Source organism: Bifidobacterium sp. M0399, assembly GCF_016100595.1.
In the GTDB taxonomy this organism is placed as follows: domain Bacteria; phylum Actinomycetota; class Actinomycetes; order Actinomycetales; family Bifidobacteriaceae; genus Bombiscardovia; species Bombiscardovia polysaccharolytica.
Genome location: NZ_JACFSD010000002.1, coordinates 289,718 through 306,803, shown reverse-complemented (window position 1 = coordinate 306,803; position 17,086 = coordinate 289,718). Strand labels below are relative to the sequence as shown.

The window sequence follows — 17,086 nt, the reverse complement described above, 5'->3', positions numbered from 1 at the left end:
GGGCAGGATGTCGGCAATCCGACACCCTGCCCCTCTTCTGCTTCTGTGACGTCTTAGATGTCAGCGGTGAAGATACAGGCGTTTTCTGTCGACGACTTTTCTGACGGCTTCTACAATGTCTTTTGCGGTCATTCCATACTGCTGAGCCAGATAGTCCTGGTCGCCGACCTGGCCGAATCGGTCGTGCACTCCAATGAATTCGATAGGAACCGGACAGCTGCTTGCCACTGCTTCGCTGACGGCAGCACCCAGACCTGTGTTGACATTGTGGTTCTCGGCGGTCACGATAGCCCCGGTCTGTTTGGCCGCATCGATCACAGCCTGATTGTCCAATGGTTTCCAAGTGAACATGTCGAGGATGCGGACCCCTATGCCTTCATCGCTCAGGGTGCGGGCAGCTTTGATGGATTCAGCCACGCAGACGCCGCTGGCGATGATGGTTGCCTGTGCGTCGAACTGATTCATGACCTGCACGGCTTTTCCTATTTGAAAATCAGTTCCATCCCGGTAGATCTTGACGCACTGCTTGCGCACCAACCGCATGTATTGCATGCCGTAGGTTCGGGCCATCCAACCCATTATCCATTTCAGCATGGTGATGTCGGTGGCTTCCAGAACGGTCATTGTGGGGATGCCCCTCATGATCCCCATATCCTCAAAGGACATGTGGGTGCCGCCATTGGTCTTGGCGGTGATTCCCGGGTCGGAGCCAATGAGTTTGACATTGGCCTTGCTGTAGGCGCCGGAAATGAATATCTGGTCCATGGCCCTTCGGCTCATGAAGGAGGCGAAGGTGTGTGCGAACGGTATTTTGCCGGTAAGGGAGAGCCCTACCGCAGTGCCGATCATATTGGCTTCCTGGATACCGCAGTCCACTGTCCGTTCGGGGTAGGCTTCCTGGAAGGGCTTGGTGCCCATGGCACTCATCAAATCAGCATCCAGCAGAACCAGACGCTCCTCGTCGGCCGCCAGATCGAGGAGGCACTGGCAGAAGGCCTGTCGCATTTCCTGTTTCTCGTTTTCCAAAGTATGTTCTATCATTCCTGTTCCTTTTTCACCTGTCCGTGTGCAATTGGGCTCGCGCACATGGCTCTCATGCTCAGGCTGCATCCATCATTGTTTGGATTTCCGCCAAGGCCTGGTCGCGCTGCTGCTCGTTGATTGTTGTTGAATGACTCTTCGGAGTTCCGGCAATTTCGGACCATCCCAGGCCCTTGACCGTGTGAAGCACGATCATTGAAGGTCGGTCGTCGCCCTTTTCTGTCTTGCTGCGGACTGTCTCCAAAGCTTGAAGAATGGAGGGGACGTCATTGCCATCGGGAACGTCAACGACCTGCCACCCAAAAGCCTCGAACTTGGCTGCGGCATCTCCCAAGGAGCAGATGTCCTTGCAGTATCCGTCCAGTTGCAGGCCGTTATAGTCCATGAAAGCAATCAGATTGCTCAGGCGATGCTGGGCGGCGAAAAGGGCCATCTCCCAAATCTGCCCCTCCTGGCTCTCGCCGTCTCCTATGACCAGATAGACCTTGTTGTCCCGACCATCCATTTTCAGTCCCAGGGCAACGCCGGAGGCTACTGAGGCCCCCTGACCCAGGGACCCGGCGGTTACGTCCACCCCGGGAACCTTGAGTCTGTCGGCATGGCTGGGAAGGTTGGTCCCGTTGCGGTTGAGGGTATTCAACCAATCCATGGGGAAGTATCCGCGCAAGGCGAGTGTGGCGTATAGGGCCGGGGCGCAGTGGCCCTTGGACAGGACGAACCAGTCCCGGTCGGCCCACTGTGGATCCTCGGGTTTGATGTTCATCTCCTGTCCGTACAGGACGGCCAAAAGGTCGGCTATCGACAGGGATCCCCCTACGTGGCCGGTCCCAAAGGCTGAGATCTCCTTGATCGTCTCCTGTCTGATCCGACCAGCGAACTGTTTGAGTTCTCTGACCTTGTCCGCATCGGTGCTTTCGTTCATGTTGATTTCCTTACTATTCTTGTAGATTGGTCCTTATTGCGGCGGTGTTTGGTTTCCCTGATCGCTGTCCTACCTGCGTTCGGGCGCATGCCTGCCCAGACTGGCCTGGGCCGCGGCCAGTCTCGCCACCGGCACCCGGTAGGTTGAGCAGGATACATAGTCCAGGCCAACGCGCTCGCAGAATTCGATGGAGGAGGGATCCCCGCCGTGCTCGCCGCATATGCCGACCTTCAGGTTCGGACGGGTGCGTTTGCCATACTTCACCGCCATCTCAACCAGCCTGCCGACTCCCGCTTGGTCCAGATGGGAGAAGGGATCCTCCTGCAGAAGCCCCTTGTCGTAATAGTCCTGAAGGAAGGATCCGGCATCGTCCCGGCTGAGCCCGAAGGTCATCTGGGTAAGATCATTGGTGCCGAAAGAGAAGAATTCAGCGCCGGCTGCTATATCACCGGCCAGCAGTGCCGCTCTGGGGGTTTCGATCATGGTTCCGACCGAGCAGTACATGGGAAGCCCGGACTCCTTGATGACACGGTTTGCCGTCTCCTCCACAATCTGCTTGACATATTCGAATTCCGCCGGCTCGCTGACCAGAGGCACCATGATCTCTGGTGCAAGGGACCAGTCGGGGTGTCGGCGCTTGACCTGGATGGCGGCTTCCACCACGGCCCGGGTCTGCATGCGGGCGATGGCGGGGTAGGTGACTGCCAGGCGTGAGCCGCGGTGCCCCAGCATGGGATTGACTTCGGTCAGTTCGTCAGCAGTGTCTTTGATCTCCTCGGCTGTATGCCCGGTCGCCTTTGCCAGAGCTTCCACAGCCTGAGCGGTTTTGGGCAGAAATTCGTGCAGTGGCGGATCGATCAGTCTGACAGTCATCGGCCTTCCGCCCAAGGCCTCATACATGGCGGTAAAGTCCTCGCGTTGCATAGGCAGGAGGGCATCGAGGGCTTCCTGGCGTTCTTCTTCGTCTGCTGCCACTATCATCCGTCTGATGGCCTCGATGCGATCAGGCTGGAAGAACATATGCTCGGTGCGGCACAGGCCGATTCCTTCAGCACCCAGCTCCTGTGAGCGTCGGGCGTCTTGCGGCGTGTCTGCGTTGGCCCTGACCTCCTTGATGGATTCGAAGAGTTGGATGGTGGGATCGGTCGGGAACTCGCGGCCTTTCTGCTGCTTGTAGTCGTCCAGAAAACGGTGGGCCAGCCATTCCATGTCCTCGGCATCCAGGTCGTTGTCGCCGCTGATCTGTCGCTCGGCCTTGCGCTCGGAGAGGCGCTGTTCGAAGACGTCCTCGGGCACGCCCATCACCACATTGCTGTACATCTGAATGAACCGGCGGTAGGAGTCCCAGGCCCAGCGGGGGTTGTCGGTCTTACTGATCAGAGCCTGCACCACCTCTTCGTTCAGTCCCAGATTGAGGATGGTGTCCATCATGCCGGGCATGGAGAACTGAGCTCCTGATCTAACCGATACCAGCAGGGGATTAACGCCGTCCCCGAGTCGCTTGCCAGTGGCTTTCTCCAGATCGGACAGACTGCTCAGCACCTGCTCGTGGATTTCCTGGCTGATGTCATTGGATCCGGATAGATGGCTTCTGCAGGCCTGCGTGGTGATAGTGAAACCTTCGGGCACAGGCATGCCGAGTTTGGTCATCTCAGCCACGCCGGCTCCCTTGCCTCCCAGCAGATCACGCATGGAGGCATCGCCTTCAGACAGCTTGTACACGAATTGTTCTGTAGTGTTGCGCATAGCATTTCCCTCATTGGATCGAAGGCGTTGAATAGACAACACGCGCTGTGTTTGTTCGCGGCATTGGCAGAGGTAGTAAGCCTTCAGCCAGATTCAAGTCTGTCTTGGTCTTTTGCTGAGATTGGGAGTGTTCTGCCAATTTTTGTGCAGGAATCGGTACTGTTGCCATAATGGCGCCTTTCAGACCAGAAGGTTGATGACGGCGATGACTGCGAAGATATAGATTGCCGCAGTAAAGGCTTTCTGGTTGACGTGACCGGCGATCAGCCTGCCGCAGAAGACGGCGAGCAATGTGAGCGGGAGAACGCATAGGAGGGCAAGCGCGGTTTCTCTGTTGGTTGTGTTCAGTCCGACTGCGAAAGGCAGCTTCACCATATTCACCACTAAGTAGAAAGCTGCCGTGGTGCCCAGGAATTGCTTGACCGGCAACCGCTCGCTGCTGAAATAGACGGCTGTGACCGGTCCTCCGGCATTGGCCACCATGGTGGTAAAACCCGCCAGAACGCCGCAGAGCATGTGGAAGGCCACGCTTATCCACTGCTTCTGCCTGCTCTTGCTTTTGGTTTCGATTTGGAGGGCTTCATCCTTGCCGCCGTGCCGCGTTTTCAGCGCGGACCTTATGCGTGAGAGGAAGTAAAGCGAAATAAAGCAGGCAAGTATGACCCCGATGGTTTTTTTGGTCGCGTCATTGTCAGCGTGATACAAGAACCAGACACCGGCGAGGATGCCTATGGTCACAGTCGGCAGCAGTCTAAGCAGGGAAGCCAGCACGATGTCGTGTCGGTAAGCCCAGATGGCGGTCCAGTCAGCGACGACAGCCATGATCAGCGTCAGCTCGGTGGCTTCTTTGGCGGGCATCAGTGACGCCAGAGCGGCCACCGCCAGGATGGCTGAGCCTGGTATCAACGACTTGTCCAGGCCGATCAGGACAGCAGCCGCCGCCAAACCGATGATCAGCCAGAGGTTCATGTTAGGTCACTTCCTTTGTTGGCGCACGCTCTTTATAAGAAGATGTGTCGGCCGACACTGCGTCACATCAGTGTCGGCCGACATGGCAACTCCTGAGGAAACAGGCAGTTGCGTTCAGGCTTCCGCCACCAGGCGTTCTATGGTTTCACGCTGGTAGACGGACGTTTCGTGGGCGGTCTCGTCCTCGGCAAATACGTTGGAGACGATGATGGAATCCTCCCGATCCAGGAACCCGCTCTTCTTCAGGGCGGCGAACAGGGCCTTGAAGTCCACATCGCCGTCGCCCACTTTCAGGTGCTGGTGAACGCGGGCGTTGGTCCCTGGAGGATTGGCTATATAACGCAGATCATGCGAACGATGATGGTCATAGCTGTCTGAGATATAGACCGACCTGAGTCGTTTGCCGGCCAGGGCGGTGATCCCATCCACATTATTGCCGTAGTGGAAGGTATGAGGAGCCACATAGACCGCGCCGACCAGTGGGCTGTTGAGGCCTCGTGTGATCCTTAGCGCATCAATGCCGTTCTCGACGAAATCGTAGGGATGCGGGTCGAAGTTGATGCGGATGCCTTCCCGCTCAAGCAGGGGCAGTATTTCCTCCATGGTCGCGTAGAAGGCAGCCTCGGACTCCTCATAGCGCTCCGGTATGCCGCTGAATTCGCTGTTGATGACGTGCACGTCCAGCAGAGCCGCGATTTCGATGGCCCGCTTCCAATTGCGCACTGCTGTCTGCCGCTCTCGCTCGTCGGGCCAGGAGGTCCTGTAGACCGGCAGCAGCGAGCACAGCTCAACGTTCGCCTTCTTCAGAGCGGCCGCGAAGTCCTTGACCAGTTCGTCGTCCGCCTTGGGATGCACATAAAACGGCAGGAAGGCATCGTGCGGAGCCAGCTGCATGTACTTATAGCCGGCGTCCGCTACCGCCTTGGGCAGTTCCAGGAATGGCAGGTCGGGATGGAATGGTGTGGGATCCAATGCGATTTTCATATTGTCTAACCTCGTTGTCGGAACTTATGGATGCCCCTGGTTCGTCCTGTTCGTCGGCATCCTTGCTGCGAACAGGGTAGGTAGGCGCCCGGAGTTCAGAGTTTCAATCCTCCGGAGCGCTTACAGGTATGTTGCTGCTTGTTTACAGTCTTGCGATGATGTCCTGGCCGATTTGATCTGTGCTGCGTTTGCGTGAGGAATTCTCCTCAGCATCCGCTTCCACGGCGCGATCGATGCGGGCGGCTGCTTCGTCGTACCCGAAGTGCTGCAGGAGCATGGCGGCAGACAGGACCGTGGCCGAAGGGTTGGCTATACCCTTGCCCGCAATGTCGGGGGCGGAGCCGTGGATGGGCTCGAACATGGAGGGATGCTCATCGGTCACGTTGATGTTGGCTGATGCCGAATAGCCGATTCCGCCCACAACTGCGCCGGCCTCGTCAGTGATGATGTCTCCGAAGAGGTTGTCGGTCACAATCACGTCGAACCGGGAGGGATCGGTGACCAGGAAGATGGTGCAGGCATCGGCATGCAGGTAGTCATAGGTCACGTCGGGGTACTCCTTGCCGACCTTGTCCATGACCCACAGCCAGAGTTGGCCGGCGTAGTAGAGCACGTTGGTCTTGTTGACCATGGTTACGTGCTTCTTGTCTCCGCGCTTGCGAGCCAGCTCAAAGGCAAACCTCACTGCCCTCTCGATGCCGAATTCGGTGTTCATCGAGGTCTCGGTTGCTATGGCGTGTTCAGTGCCCATGCGAAGCAGACCGCCCATGCCGGAATACAGGCCTTCCGTGCCCTCTCTGATGACGACGAAGTCGATGTCGCCAGGGTCGGTCAAAGGGGATTTGACGCCGGGGTAGAGTTTGGAGGGCCGCATGTTGATGGCCTGGTCAAATGCGAAGCGGAGCTTGAGCAGCAGGCCGCGCTCCAGGATTCCTGACTTGACTCGTGGATCGCCGACAGCCCCCAGGAGTATGGCATCCTTTTGGTCCATATCCTTGAGTTGGTCATCTGTGATGAGGGTACCGTCACGAAGGTATCGGTCTGCGCCCAGATCATAGTTGGTGTAGTTAAAGGAAACGCTGTCGCCAACGGCTTCCTTGAGTACAGCTTGCGCGACTGGCACGATTTCACGGCCGATTCCGTCACCGGGGATGACCGCGATGTCCAATGTCTTCTTTGATGTTTGGGTATTCATGCCTTTCATGTTAATGATTGCCCGGCGGCATAGCAATCAGAAAACCACTAAAAAGACCGATATACGGGATTTTCATATCAATATTCGCATAATCGTGTCGAAAATTCGCCATTCCCTTGATTTACTTATCAAAGTGGGTAGAGGACTGTCCAATAGCTGCATAACATGAAAATACAGCGGATCATTCGACAGGCAGTATGCTGAATATCCGTGCCTTCTGCTGCTCCGTGTGTATCGGTCCTTGGGTGTTGCCCGGGGGAGGGGGCACAGAGCAGACAACATTTCAACAACGCAATCGAATAGAATAAAGCAATAAAAGCACAATTCATGGACCTGAACTGGCAAGGACGCGAGTAAAGGGGATCGTGGGATATGACACCTAAGGATTATAAAAAATGGATACCGACGGATGAATCCGGAATTCTCGGGAAGAAAGCCATACAGATAAATGACGCAGGAAGGCTGGCGCGCGCAGTCTTCCTCCATCCGCTGTGGGGCGGGACATACCGGGTCAATTCGGACTATTCCTGCAAACGTGAGTATATGAACTCCTTCCTCCTGTTCTTCATTGAGTCAGGCAGTCTTGATTATGTCTATGAGGGTGCTTCATTTACTGCTCATGCAGGAGACGTTGTTTTGCTGGACTGCAAAAACCATAATGATTACCGGTCAAGCGGGCTGACGCGATTCTCCTACCTGCATTTTCAGGGCAACGGCGTACAGGCATACGCTGACTATCTGCAGGATGTCAACGGTCCCCTGTTCACCGATTCTCAAGATGCCGGGGATGAACTGATCTCCATACTGGACCAGATGCGCTCCGGGGATGTGTCACTGTCGCGAAGACAATTGGACGAATTGCTCCACCGCCGTTTGGAGCATGTGCTGGTGCTGCTCACTCGCCGAGTCGATGAGAGCCTGGAGGTGCACTATGACGACAATGTACCCCCGGATCTGTCAGCGGCCATACGATACATCAATAGGCACTTCGACTCGGATGTATCCATCCATGCGCTCAGCAAGATTCTGAATACGAGCGAGTCGCAGCTCTCCCATGCTTTTAAGCGGCATTTGGATATGGGTGTGCATCAATTCGTCCTGGAGTGCCGGATTTCGCATGCCAAATACCTGCTGACGACCAGCAAGATCCCCATCGCCCAGATCACCAAGGAGTGCGGATTTACGGTGAGCTCGCACTTCTCGTCCTCTTTCAAGAAGCTTGTGGGTGTCTCGCCTTCTGAGTTCCGGCGGAATTTTTCATAATCTGCAGATTTTCTGGAATGGCGATGCTCAATATTCTGATTTCTGCAGGGAAGATAAGAAAAGATGTTTTCCCGGTCGATTGGCAGCAGTCGGGGAGTGCATGGCACCCTACGATGCAATGAGAGGGACGCAGTGCAGCTCCCTCAATAGCACAGTAATTACAGCGATAGCAATTACATCGACAAGGGAAAGTGAACGAAGATGACACTACGTATTGGAATCATCGGTGTTGGAACCATGGGCTCCGACCATGCCAAGCGTCTTTCGACCAGAATCAACGGTGCCACTCTCGCCGGCGTCTGCGATTTGATTCCGGAACGGGCTCAGAAGATGGCCGATCTGTACGGGGCCAAGGTCTATGCAACAGGCAAGGACCTGATTGACTCCCCGGACATCGACGCTGTCGTGGTGGCGACCCTGCCTCATGAGACCCATGAGCAGTTTGTTCTTGAAGCCATCAAGCAGAAGAAGTATGTGCTCAGCGAGAAGCCTTTGACCACTTCCGCTGCCGGCTGCCGTCGCGTGGTCGATGCCGAGATCGCCGGAGGTAAGCGTCTGGTCCAGGTGGGCTTCATGCGCCGCTTCGATCAGGGCTACCAGGAGATCAAGCAGGCCATTCAGAACAAGACCTACGGTGAGCCCCTGCTGATTCATTGCGCCCACCGCAATGAGGACACCCCGCTCAACTACAACTCCGATATGGCCATTGTGGAGACTGCCATCCATGAGGTGGACGTGCTGCACTGGCTGCTGGGCGAGGACTATGACTCGGTCTTCTGCTTCCTGCCCAAGAAGCAGACCCGCCACACCCACAAGGGGTTGCATGATCCGCAGATCATCGAGATGGACACCAAGTCCGGCGTCCACATCGACCTGGAGGTCTTCGTCTGCAACCACATGGGCTACGACATCAACTGCCGTGTGGTCTGCGAAGAGGGCGAGATCGCCCTGCACGCTCCGCAGAACACCGTTGTCAAGGTGGCCGAGTCCGAGCGCGAGTCCATTCCCAATGACTTCACCGTGCGTTTCAAGGAGGCTTATGACCGCGAGATGCAGGCCTTCGTCGACGGCATCAACGCCGACCAGCTGACCGGTCCCACCTCCTGGGATGGCCTCATCGCCTGCGTGACCTGCGATGCGCTCTTCGCGTCCCGTGACGAGGGCGGCGTCCGCAAGAAGATCGAGCTGCCCGAGACCCCGTCCTTCTTCCAAGAGTAGTAAGGCGCGATCATGACGAACAACAAGGGCAAGGCGCGCAATCTGAAGGATCCCCAATACTCCAAGCTGTCCATCGGTGTATGCCCGGACCAGTGGGGTGTCTGGTTCGACAATGACGACAAGCAGATTCCTCCCCGTCAGACAATGAAGGAGATGGCTGAGGCCGGATTCGAGATTCTTGAAACAGGCCCCTGGGGTTACTTCCCCAAGGATCCCAAGGAGCTCAAGGCTTGGACCGATGAATACGGCATGAAGGTGGTGGCCGGAACCAGCTGGGGAGTCCTGCACAAGCCGGAACAATGGCCGGAGACCGAGCGGCACTTCCGCGAGATCGCCGAGACCCATGCCGCTGTCGGCGCAGAGTACATTGTGCATCTGCCGCCGCTCTACCGTGATGACAAGACCTGGGAGTGGACCGATGACCGCGTCCTGTCCCCCGAGGCTTGGAACACCTACATTACCAATGCCAACAAGCTGGGCAAGATCATGAAGGAGGACTATGGGCTGAAGATGGTCCTGCATCCTCATGGCGATTCCCATATCGAAACCCCTGAGGAGATCGCCAGGATCTTCGAGAACACGGATCCTGAATATGTGAATCTGTGCCTGGATACCGGCCATATCGTGTACGGCGGCGGTGATCCTATCGAGATGGTCAAGAAGTATCCTGAAAGGATCACCTACGTTCATATCAAGGCTTTCGACCCGGCTTTGGTCAAGGAAGCCCATGAGAAGGACTGGCCCTTCGGCGAAGCGGTGGCTCGTGGCGCATCGGTGACACCCCCGGCCGGCGAGCCTGATATGCAGGAGCTGGTCGACGCCTTGGCGGCCTTGGACAAGGAGATGTATGTGATCTGCGAGCAGGATCTCTATCCTGCTGATCCCTCCTTCCCTCTGCCTAATGCGATCAAGACCCGCGAGTATCTCGCTTCCTGCGGTCTGGGTACTCTCTGATTCTCAATATGTCAACGGAACCGGTGTCTGGCGATGTGTATGCAAATACTGTCGGATACCGGTTTTCTTTTTTCAACAGGCCCAGGGGTGGAGCGGGGCAGCAACAAGTATGGCCCTCGCAGTCAGATGTTCTGGTTGAGCCGATAGCCCTCACCCCGGCCCATTTTTTGACGGTCGTCGCATGTCGTAAACCGCCAATAGCTGGCGTGCGTATGTGTTTGTCTGAAAGGGATGCAAGTCATGGAAGTCATTTACGCCACGGTTCATGTCAAGGACGAGAACATGGACGAATTCCTGAATGTGATGACCGAGCTTGCTCGTAAGTCAGCCGCTGAGCCGGAATGCGGCGGCTACCACTTTGTTCAGCGAGTGGATAATCACAACGAATTTGCCTTCATCGAGTTCTGGCCCACGCCAGACAGCCACGAAGCCCACTGCCAGAGCCAACATTTCAAGACGCTTTTCCCTAAGATGTGCGACCTGACTGAGGAGGGCGTTCAGGACATCATCAGCAGTCAGCTGGTCTGATTCTCGCCTGCTGACATTGGCGTATCAACGGATGATCTCATAGAGGACAGCCCGGTCCGGTACCAGGGGCCGGGCTGCTTGGCTGCAAGTTTCAGTAGAGCAGGCTGGCTATGGTCTGCCGGGTGAGGGCGGCCATGGTCGCCATATCCTCTTCGCTGGCTCTGTCGGAGAAGATCTCGGGGCAATACCAGCCGTCGAAGCCAGTGGATTTCACGGCATCCAGCCATTCCTGCAGGGGGATGACGCCGCCTCCGATCATGGTGTTGCGGTAGATGTCCATGTTGGCAACATCCTTGCCGGGGGTCAGAGCCAGCCCGTCAGATACGTGAACGGCCTTGATCAGATCTCCCGGCAGCGCCCGCACGTCGTCAGGAGTATCCCCGGCCGAATAGAACTGCCAGGTGTCCACGGCCAAACCGATGTTGGGTCTGGAAGCCTGATCGATGACCTCCAGTATCTGCCTGCAGCGGTTGAGCGGAGCCCAGGCCAGGGGCTCCAGATAGATGCCTAGGTTGAAGTCGGCTGCGATGTCTGCAGCCTCTTGGACGTTCTGGGCGGTAACGCGGATCATCTCTGCCTCATCGCGTCCCAGGAAGCCTCGGTATCGGGGGTCATCATCGGCGAGCCTGCCCGCAGCATAGTCCTCGACCACCTCCCACCGTCCCGGTCCTGTGCACAGTTGGATGTACTGGGCCCCCAGTTCAGAGGCCACCTGGCACATGCGTCGCACCTCGTCCATCAGATCCCTGGCAGCGGATCCCTCCCGCTCGATGTCCTGAATGGACCCGATGTCGCTGACCGCGAGCCCGTCAAGCAGAGGCAGCAGGCTCTTTGCAGTGAATCCCTTGTCCAGGTAACGGTAGAGTTTGGGTGTCTGCAGGTCAATGCCGTCGTAGCCGGCCTCCTTGGCCAGACGTATATCGGTTCGTACGTTGCCGTACATGGTCACGGTCTGATTCATGCTGATGAGAGCCATGTCACTCCTCCTGATGCTTGTATGCGTTGTTGTTTTGTGTGGCATCACTTAACGCGTTGCCGGGCCTCTGCTTCTATCTGGGCCAAGGTTTTGCCGCGTGTCTCCGGAACCAGGGCCTTGGTGAAAAGGAAGGCGCCCGCGTTGATCAGTGCGAAAACGAAGAAGGAGCCTGCACCGCCCAGTTTTTCGAGCATGACCGGAAAAATCAATGTCAGTATGAAGCTGGAGGTGTTGACGGCGATATTGGCGTATGCCATCCCCTGGCCCCTGACTGCGGTGGGGAAGATTTCGGCGATCATCAGCCAGGTGACGGGTGCCATGCTTCCTTGGGCGAAGAGCAGGTAAATCATCATGATGGCGATCAAGGTCCAGGACATAGCCTTGCTGGTGTTGCCTCCCTGAATGAAGAGGTAGCAGATGCCGATGGCAGTCAGGAATACGGTCACGCCGGCCGTGCCTATCAGCAGGTCGGTTCTGCGATCGATCTTGTCGATCAGAATCAGGCCAAATACCACGGCGGCTATGGCCGAGACCAGCATGACCGGCACCATGGCGATGACTGAATCAGTTGATCCGAATCCCAGCGTGGTCGAGAAGATGGTGGGGGCAAAGAAGTTGATGGCGTTGACTCCGGAGAACTGCTGCATGACGGCCAGGCCTATGCCAACGATGAGCACCCGCCGGAGCCAGGGCGTGGAGAAGCTCTCCTTCTTGGCGTGCTGTGAGTCTCGGCTGGAGGAGGCCAGACTGGTCTGCATGGACTCATAGGTCTGCTTGGCTTCCTGCTCATCGCGTGTGGAGAGCAGGATGCGCACAGCCTGATCGTCCATGCCATGGCGAATGAAGTAGTTGGGTGTGTCATGAATAAGAAAAGCGATGATGACCAGGCAAAGCGCGGGCACTACGCTGGCCCAGAGCATGGCATGCCAGTCGGCGACCTTGGCCAATATGGCGTTGACGCAGGTAGCCAGGAGCTGCGCAATATTGATCATTACCGAGTTGACAGACACCAAGCGGCCGCGTTTGTCCGCCGAAGCCAGCTCTCCGATGGCCATAGGCACCACGCAGGAGGTGAATCCAACACCCAGTCCGACTGAGATTCTGGCAATGAGGAAAAGGGAGAAGTCGGTCGCCAGTGCACAGGCCGCGCAAGCCAGCAGTGAGATGCAGGAACCGGTGATGATCATTTTCTTCCGGCCGTATCGGTCGGCTAACGAGCCTCCCAGGAAGGATCCCACGGCAGCGCCCAGGAGGAGCCCTGCTGTCAGGACTCCCTGTTGGAAGGCGTTGAGTCCCTGTCCGTGGAAGTTCATGGTGACCAGGGCCCCCGATAGGACCACGGTTGTGTAGCCATACAGACCGCCTCCGAAAATGCCCAGAGCGATCATGAGTCTGGAGTATCGCCGTCGGTTGGCGGCCAGCTTCTCTATGTCGAGGTTGCGGCTGATCTCCCTATAGGTGGTGGACATGGGTGTTCCTCCAAGTTGGCATGATGCCGTATCCAATGCTCCGACATCGTTATCGGCGGTGGATCTGACTGTTATAAGCCTAAGGAAAATTGAGCGTCCCAATGAGGGGGAGAGGCGTTTTCTATAAATACTGATATCAGATGTGCGCGTTTCCGAAACAACAAGAAGCGAACACCAACCAGGATATTGATGGTCGGCGCTCGCTTCTTGTAGAAGGAGGTTGGTCGGTCTTGCAGGCGATCAGGGAATAAGGAGCGTGTACTTGGTGGTCAGGTACTCGTAGATGCCTTCGCTGCCGCCCTCACGGCCCATGCCGGACTGCTTGACACCTCCGAAAGGCACTGAAGCATCGGAGAGGACACCGGAGTTGATGGCGAGCACGCCGGCTTGAGCATGGCCTTGGACCCACTCGCTGCGCTTGATCGATCTGGTGTAGGCATAGGCGGCCAGACCATAGATGGTGTCATTGGCTGCCTTCATTCCTTCTTCGTCGCTGCTGAATCGGCAGATAGGCAGCACGGGGCCGAAAATCTCCTCACGGAAGACTTCGCACTCCCGCGGCACATGGTCCAGGAGGGTGGGCTGGAAGAAACATTCGCCCAGATCGGAGCGATGGCCGCCTGCCAGCAGGTCGGCCCCGGCATCCACGGCATCTTTGACGATGCGCTCCATGCGGTCCACTGCCTTCTTGTTGATAAGCGGTCCGATATCGGTGGAGGGGTCCATGCCGTCCCCGACTTTCAGAGCGCTGACCGCCCGCTGCAGCTTGTCGACGAATTCATCGGCTATGCCGTCCTGGACGAGAATTCTGTTGGCGGAGGTGCAGGCCTGGCCGTTGTTTCGGAACTTGGCCATCATGACTCCCTGGACTGCCTGGTCGATGTCCGCATCGTCGAAGACCAGGAAGGGGGCGTTGCCGCCGAGCTCCATGGATGTGCGCAGAACCTGGTCGGCGGCCTGCTTCATCAGGGTCTTGCCAACCGTGGTGGAGCCTGTGAAACTGATCTTCCGCAGTCGGCCGTCGGCGAAGAGCGCATCGGATATTTCGGGGGAGTGCTCTGAAGTAATGACGTTGACTACTCCGTCGGGTACGCCGGCCTGGCGGAGGACCTCGACCATGGCCAAAGTTGTCAGCGGCGTCAAACCGGCGGGTTTGATAATCATGGTGTCACCGGCTGCCAGCGCAGGTCCGATTTTCCGGGTAGCCATAGCCAAGGGGAAGTTCCAGGGCGTCACCAGATAGCAGGGGCCCACGGGATCGTGGGTCACCAGGCCCTTGCGGCCGTCGGGCAGGTGGAAGGTCCGTCCGTATGAGCGCATGGCCTCTTCGGCAAACCACTTGAGGAAGCCGGCTCCATAATCGACCTCGCCCAGGGCTTCCTGGTATGTCTTGCCCATTTCCTTGGTCATGAGCTCGGCAAAGAGCTTCTTGTTGTCCATGACCGCCTCGTAGCTGCTGTCCAGCAGATTTCGGCGCTCGACGGGCGTAGAGGCTGCCCAGCCTTCGGCGCTGGAACTTGCGGCATCCAGGGCATCAATGGCATCCTCAGCTCCGGCATCGGCCAGTTCGAACAGGCGCTCGCCAGTTGATGGGTTGTCGACGGCGAATGTTCTTCCTGTCCGGGATTTCCTCCATTGCCCGTTAATAAACAGGGTGTTCGATGCCTCTGGCAGCACTGTGTCGATTTTCTTTGTCCACTTCACTGTGTGTCCTTTCTCATCAAGGCGTAAGCGGTGCTAGTTCGGTTCGGGTCTTGGCTCATGAGTCGAATTCGATGATTTGCCGCAAGGCCTGGCCCCTGTCGAGATCGTCCATGGCTTCGTTGATGTCATCAAGCCTGATGTGATTGCTGATGAGCTTTTCCACCGGCAGCTTGCCGTCCAGCCATAGTCGGGCATATCTGGGTATGTCTTGAGCGGGGACCGCCGATCCCAGGTAGCTGCCGATGACGGTTCGTGCCTCACCGGTGATGATGCTGGATGGCAGTGACGCTCTGACCGAGGGATCCGGGAACCCTACCGTGATGGTTTTGCCACCGATGTCTGTCAGTTCGAAGGCCTGGTCCAGGACTCCTGGAGCGCCGGCTGCCTCGATGACGATAGGCGCTTTGATGCCCTTGCTTAGGGCTTCGTCAACCGTGTAGACATCGGTGGCGCCCATGCCCAAGGCATCGTTGAACTTATCCTTGTTGCGGTCCACCCCTATGACCCGGCCTCTGCCCAGTGCTGCAGCCGTCAACAGGGCGCTCATGCCGACTCCGCCCAGTCCGACCACCATGACATCCTGTCCGTCCTGGGGGTCGGCGGCGTTGAGCACGGCGCCTCCGCCGGTGAGGACGGCGCAACCCAGGACGGCTGCTATGGCAGAGGGAAGTTCCTCTGGGACAGGCACAGCTGAGCGTCGATCGACGACGGCGTAGGTGGCGAAGCCGGAGACGCCTACGTGGTGGTATATCCGCTCCGGTCCCTTGTGGATGCGAATGCCACCGTTCATCAGGGTGCCGGCCTGATTGGCCTTGGAGCCAGGAGTGCAGGGCAGCCGGCCTCCGGTCAGGCAGTTGGCGCACTTGCCGCAGCGGGGCAGAAAGGCCAGGGTGACATGCTGTCCGACCTTCAAGTCCTCAACCCCAGGCCCTAAGGCCTGCACGATGCCCGTGGTCTCATGGCCCAGCAGCATCGGCATGGGCCTTGGTCTGCTGCCGTTGACGACCGACAGGTCCGAATGGCAGATGCCGGAAGCGGTGACCTTGACCAATATCTCGTCCTGCTGGGGCGGATCCAGTTCAAGGTGTTCGATAGACAGCGGTCCGGTCCGTGCATACGGGCCAGGCGTACCCATCGTCCTCAGCACAGCGCCGGTGATGTCCATATAGTGCTCTCCTTGTTGGGGTTGGAGTTGTTCTGTTGCAATAGAAATCTGCGATCCGAGCCCCTTTTAGTCGATCATGGGCAGCCGATCATTGCGGGGCTGGCTCTGCAGGGCTTGATTGATCCAGGTCTGATCGTCGCGGATGGTCACCTTCCAGTCGCGCTGTCCGCCGCCGCCCATCACATTCAGATAGTAAAGGTCGTATCCGGGGGCGGCGATGGAGGGGCCATGCCAGCCGTAGGGGATGAGCACCGTATCGCCGGGATGCACTTCGGTCATAATATTCAGAGGCCGTTCGTCGGCTGTGCTGGCACCCTGGTAGGCCAGGGGCCGGGCCTGGTCAGGGGCACCCGGCAGCGCCCTCATCTGGAAGTAGTAAATTTCCTCGAGAGCGGTCTCATGGTCATTGTTCTGGTCGTGTTTGTGGACGGGGTAGGAGGACCAGCTGCCGCTGGGGGTGATGACCTCGCACACCAACAGCCGTTCAGCTTCGATGTTGTTCATCATGCCGAAGTTTCGGGCTTGCCTGGAGGTGGGCCCGTTGCCCCTGAGGACGGTTTCATTGTCTTCCGCCTTGACCAGCTGGTCTGGGTAGTGGGTGCTGGCGGGCGCTGATGCGACGGCAACCCGTCCCCCCGATGGGCCATATATCTCCAAGGGCGTTCCCGTGCCTACATATACGACATCGGTTGGTGCAGTGAAGACGTTTTGGCGTCCGCGCAGGTGATAAAGACCATCCGGTGTTCTGACATCGAATCGCTGGAAGAGGGGGACGACCAGGCGTTCCTCATCTGCTGCAGGCAGGGTAAGAACCTGGTTTTTCCGGGGGTTGGCGACCCTGATGCCGGTGTACTGCCAACCTGGAACGGGTTGCGAGTCCGAGGCTCCCAGGCTCACCTCCCAATCACCCTTGGCTGCGCTGCCGTTTGGATATACCCATTGAGTCATCCTG

The 17,086-nt window shown here is 57.6% G+C and carries 15 protein-coding genes; 4 read left to right on the top strand and 11 right to left on the bottom strand.

Annotated features, from left to right (window positions below; genetic code table 11):
* Positions 1-60: 60 nt before the first annotated feature.
* The 6 genes from H3V09_RS05900 to H3V09_RS05875 form a co-directional block, all read right to left on the bottom strand.
* Positions 61-1,041, bottom strand: a complete 981-nt coding sequence (locus H3V09_RS05900) for a transketolase family protein (RefSeq protein ID WP_198191284.1) — start codon at positions 1,039-1,041, stop codon at positions 61-63.
* A 58-nt stretch (positions 1,042-1,099) separates the two neighbouring features.
* Complete coding sequence (locus H3V09_RS05895) at positions 1,100-1,963, bottom strand: transketolase (protein WP_198191285.1); 864 nt, start codon at positions 1,961-1,963, stop codon at positions 1,100-1,102.
* Between the two features lie 69 nt (positions 1,964-2,032).
* Complete coding sequence (locus H3V09_RS05890; RefSeq protein ID WP_198191286.1) at positions 2,033-3,709, bottom strand: putative PEP-binding protein; 1,677 nt, start codon at positions 3,707-3,709, stop codon at positions 2,033-2,035.
* Between the two features lie 180 nt (positions 3,710-3,889).
* The gene (locus H3V09_RS05885) at positions 3,890-4,678 is read right to left on the bottom strand and encodes a sulfite exporter TauE/SafE family protein (protein WP_198191287.1); all 789 of its coding nucleotides are present in this window, start codon (positions 4,676-4,678) and stop codon (positions 3,890-3,892) included.
* A 114-nt stretch (positions 4,679-4,792) separates the two neighbouring features.
* Positions 4,793-5,662 (bottom strand): sugar phosphate isomerase/epimerase family protein, encoded by an 870-nt coding sequence (locus H3V09_RS05880; RefSeq protein WP_198191288.1) that lies wholly within the window; start codon positions 5,660-5,662, stop codon positions 4,793-4,795.
* A gap of 142 nt (positions 5,663-5,804) precedes the next feature.
* The gene (locus tag H3V09_RS05875) at positions 5,805-6,857 is read right to left on the bottom strand and encodes a 3-isopropylmalate dehydrogenase (RefSeq protein ID WP_198191289.1); all 1,053 of its coding nucleotides are present in this window, start codon (positions 6,855-6,857) and stop codon (positions 5,805-5,807) included.
* Between the two features lie 372 nt (positions 6,858-7,229).
* On the opposite strand from H3V09_RS05875, the gene H3V09_RS05870 reads away from it, so the two are divergent.
* The 4 genes from H3V09_RS05870 (at position 7,230) to H3V09_RS05855 (ending at position 10,820) form a co-directional block, all read left to right on the top strand.
* Positions 7,230-8,120: an AraC family transcriptional regulator gene (locus tag H3V09_RS05870; protein WP_198191290.1), complete on the top strand. Its 891-nt coding sequence runs from the start codon at positions 7,230-7,232 to the stop codon at positions 8,118-8,120.
* 201 nt (positions 8,121-8,321) lie between these two features.
* Entirely contained in the window at positions 8,322-9,338 is a 1,017-nt protein-coding gene (locus H3V09_RS05865; protein WP_198191291.1) for a Gfo/Idh/MocA family protein, read from the top strand.
* Positions 9,339-9,350: 12 nt separating this feature from the next.
* The gene (locus H3V09_RS05860; RefSeq protein WP_198191292.1) at positions 9,351-10,292 is read left to right on the top strand and encodes a TIM barrel protein; all 942 of its coding nucleotides are present in this window, start codon (positions 9,351-9,353) and stop codon (positions 10,290-10,292) included.
* A gap of 240 nt (positions 10,293-10,532) precedes the next feature.
* Positions 10,533-10,820 carry a putative quinol monooxygenase gene (locus H3V09_RS05855; RefSeq protein WP_198191293.1) on the top strand — a complete coding sequence of 96 codons (288 nt, stop codon included), beginning with the start codon at positions 10,533-10,535 and terminating at the stop codon, positions 10,818-10,820.
* Positions 10,821-10,911: 91 nt separating this feature from the next.
* On the opposite strand, the gene H3V09_RS05850 is transcribed toward H3V09_RS05855, so the two are convergent.
* The 5 genes from H3V09_RS05850 to iolB all read right to left on the bottom strand — a co-directional run bounded on the left by H3V09_RS05850 (position 10,912) and on the right by iolB (position 17,082).
* On the bottom strand, positions 10,912-11,796 hold the full coding sequence (locus tag H3V09_RS05850) for a sugar phosphate isomerase/epimerase family protein (RefSeq protein ID WP_046323413.1): 885 nt from the start codon (positions 11,794-11,796) through the stop codon (positions 10,912-10,914).
* A gap of 44 nt (positions 11,797-11,840) precedes the next feature.
* A complete protein-coding gene (locus tag H3V09_RS05845) occupies positions 11,841-13,265 on the bottom strand; it encodes a sugar porter family MFS transporter (protein WP_198191294.1) in 1,425 nt (474 codons plus the stop codon).
* A 240-nt stretch (positions 13,266-13,505) separates the two neighbouring features.
* A complete protein-coding gene (locus tag H3V09_RS05840) occupies positions 13,506-14,969 on the bottom strand; it encodes an NAD-dependent succinate-semialdehyde dehydrogenase (protein WP_313840850.1) in 1,464 nt (487 codons plus the stop codon).
* A 55-nt stretch (positions 14,970-15,024) separates the two neighbouring features.
* A complete protein-coding gene (locus H3V09_RS05835; RefSeq protein ID WP_198191295.1) occupies positions 15,025-16,134 on the bottom strand; it encodes an alcohol dehydrogenase catalytic domain-containing protein in 1,110 nt (369 codons plus the stop codon).
* Between the two features lie 66 nt (positions 16,135-16,200).
* Complete coding sequence (gene iolB / locus H3V09_RS05830) at positions 16,201-17,082, bottom strand: 5-deoxy-glucuronate isomerase (protein ID WP_198191296.1); 882 nt, start codon at positions 17,080-17,082, stop codon at positions 16,201-16,203.
* Positions 17,083-17,086: the final 4 nt, after the last annotated feature.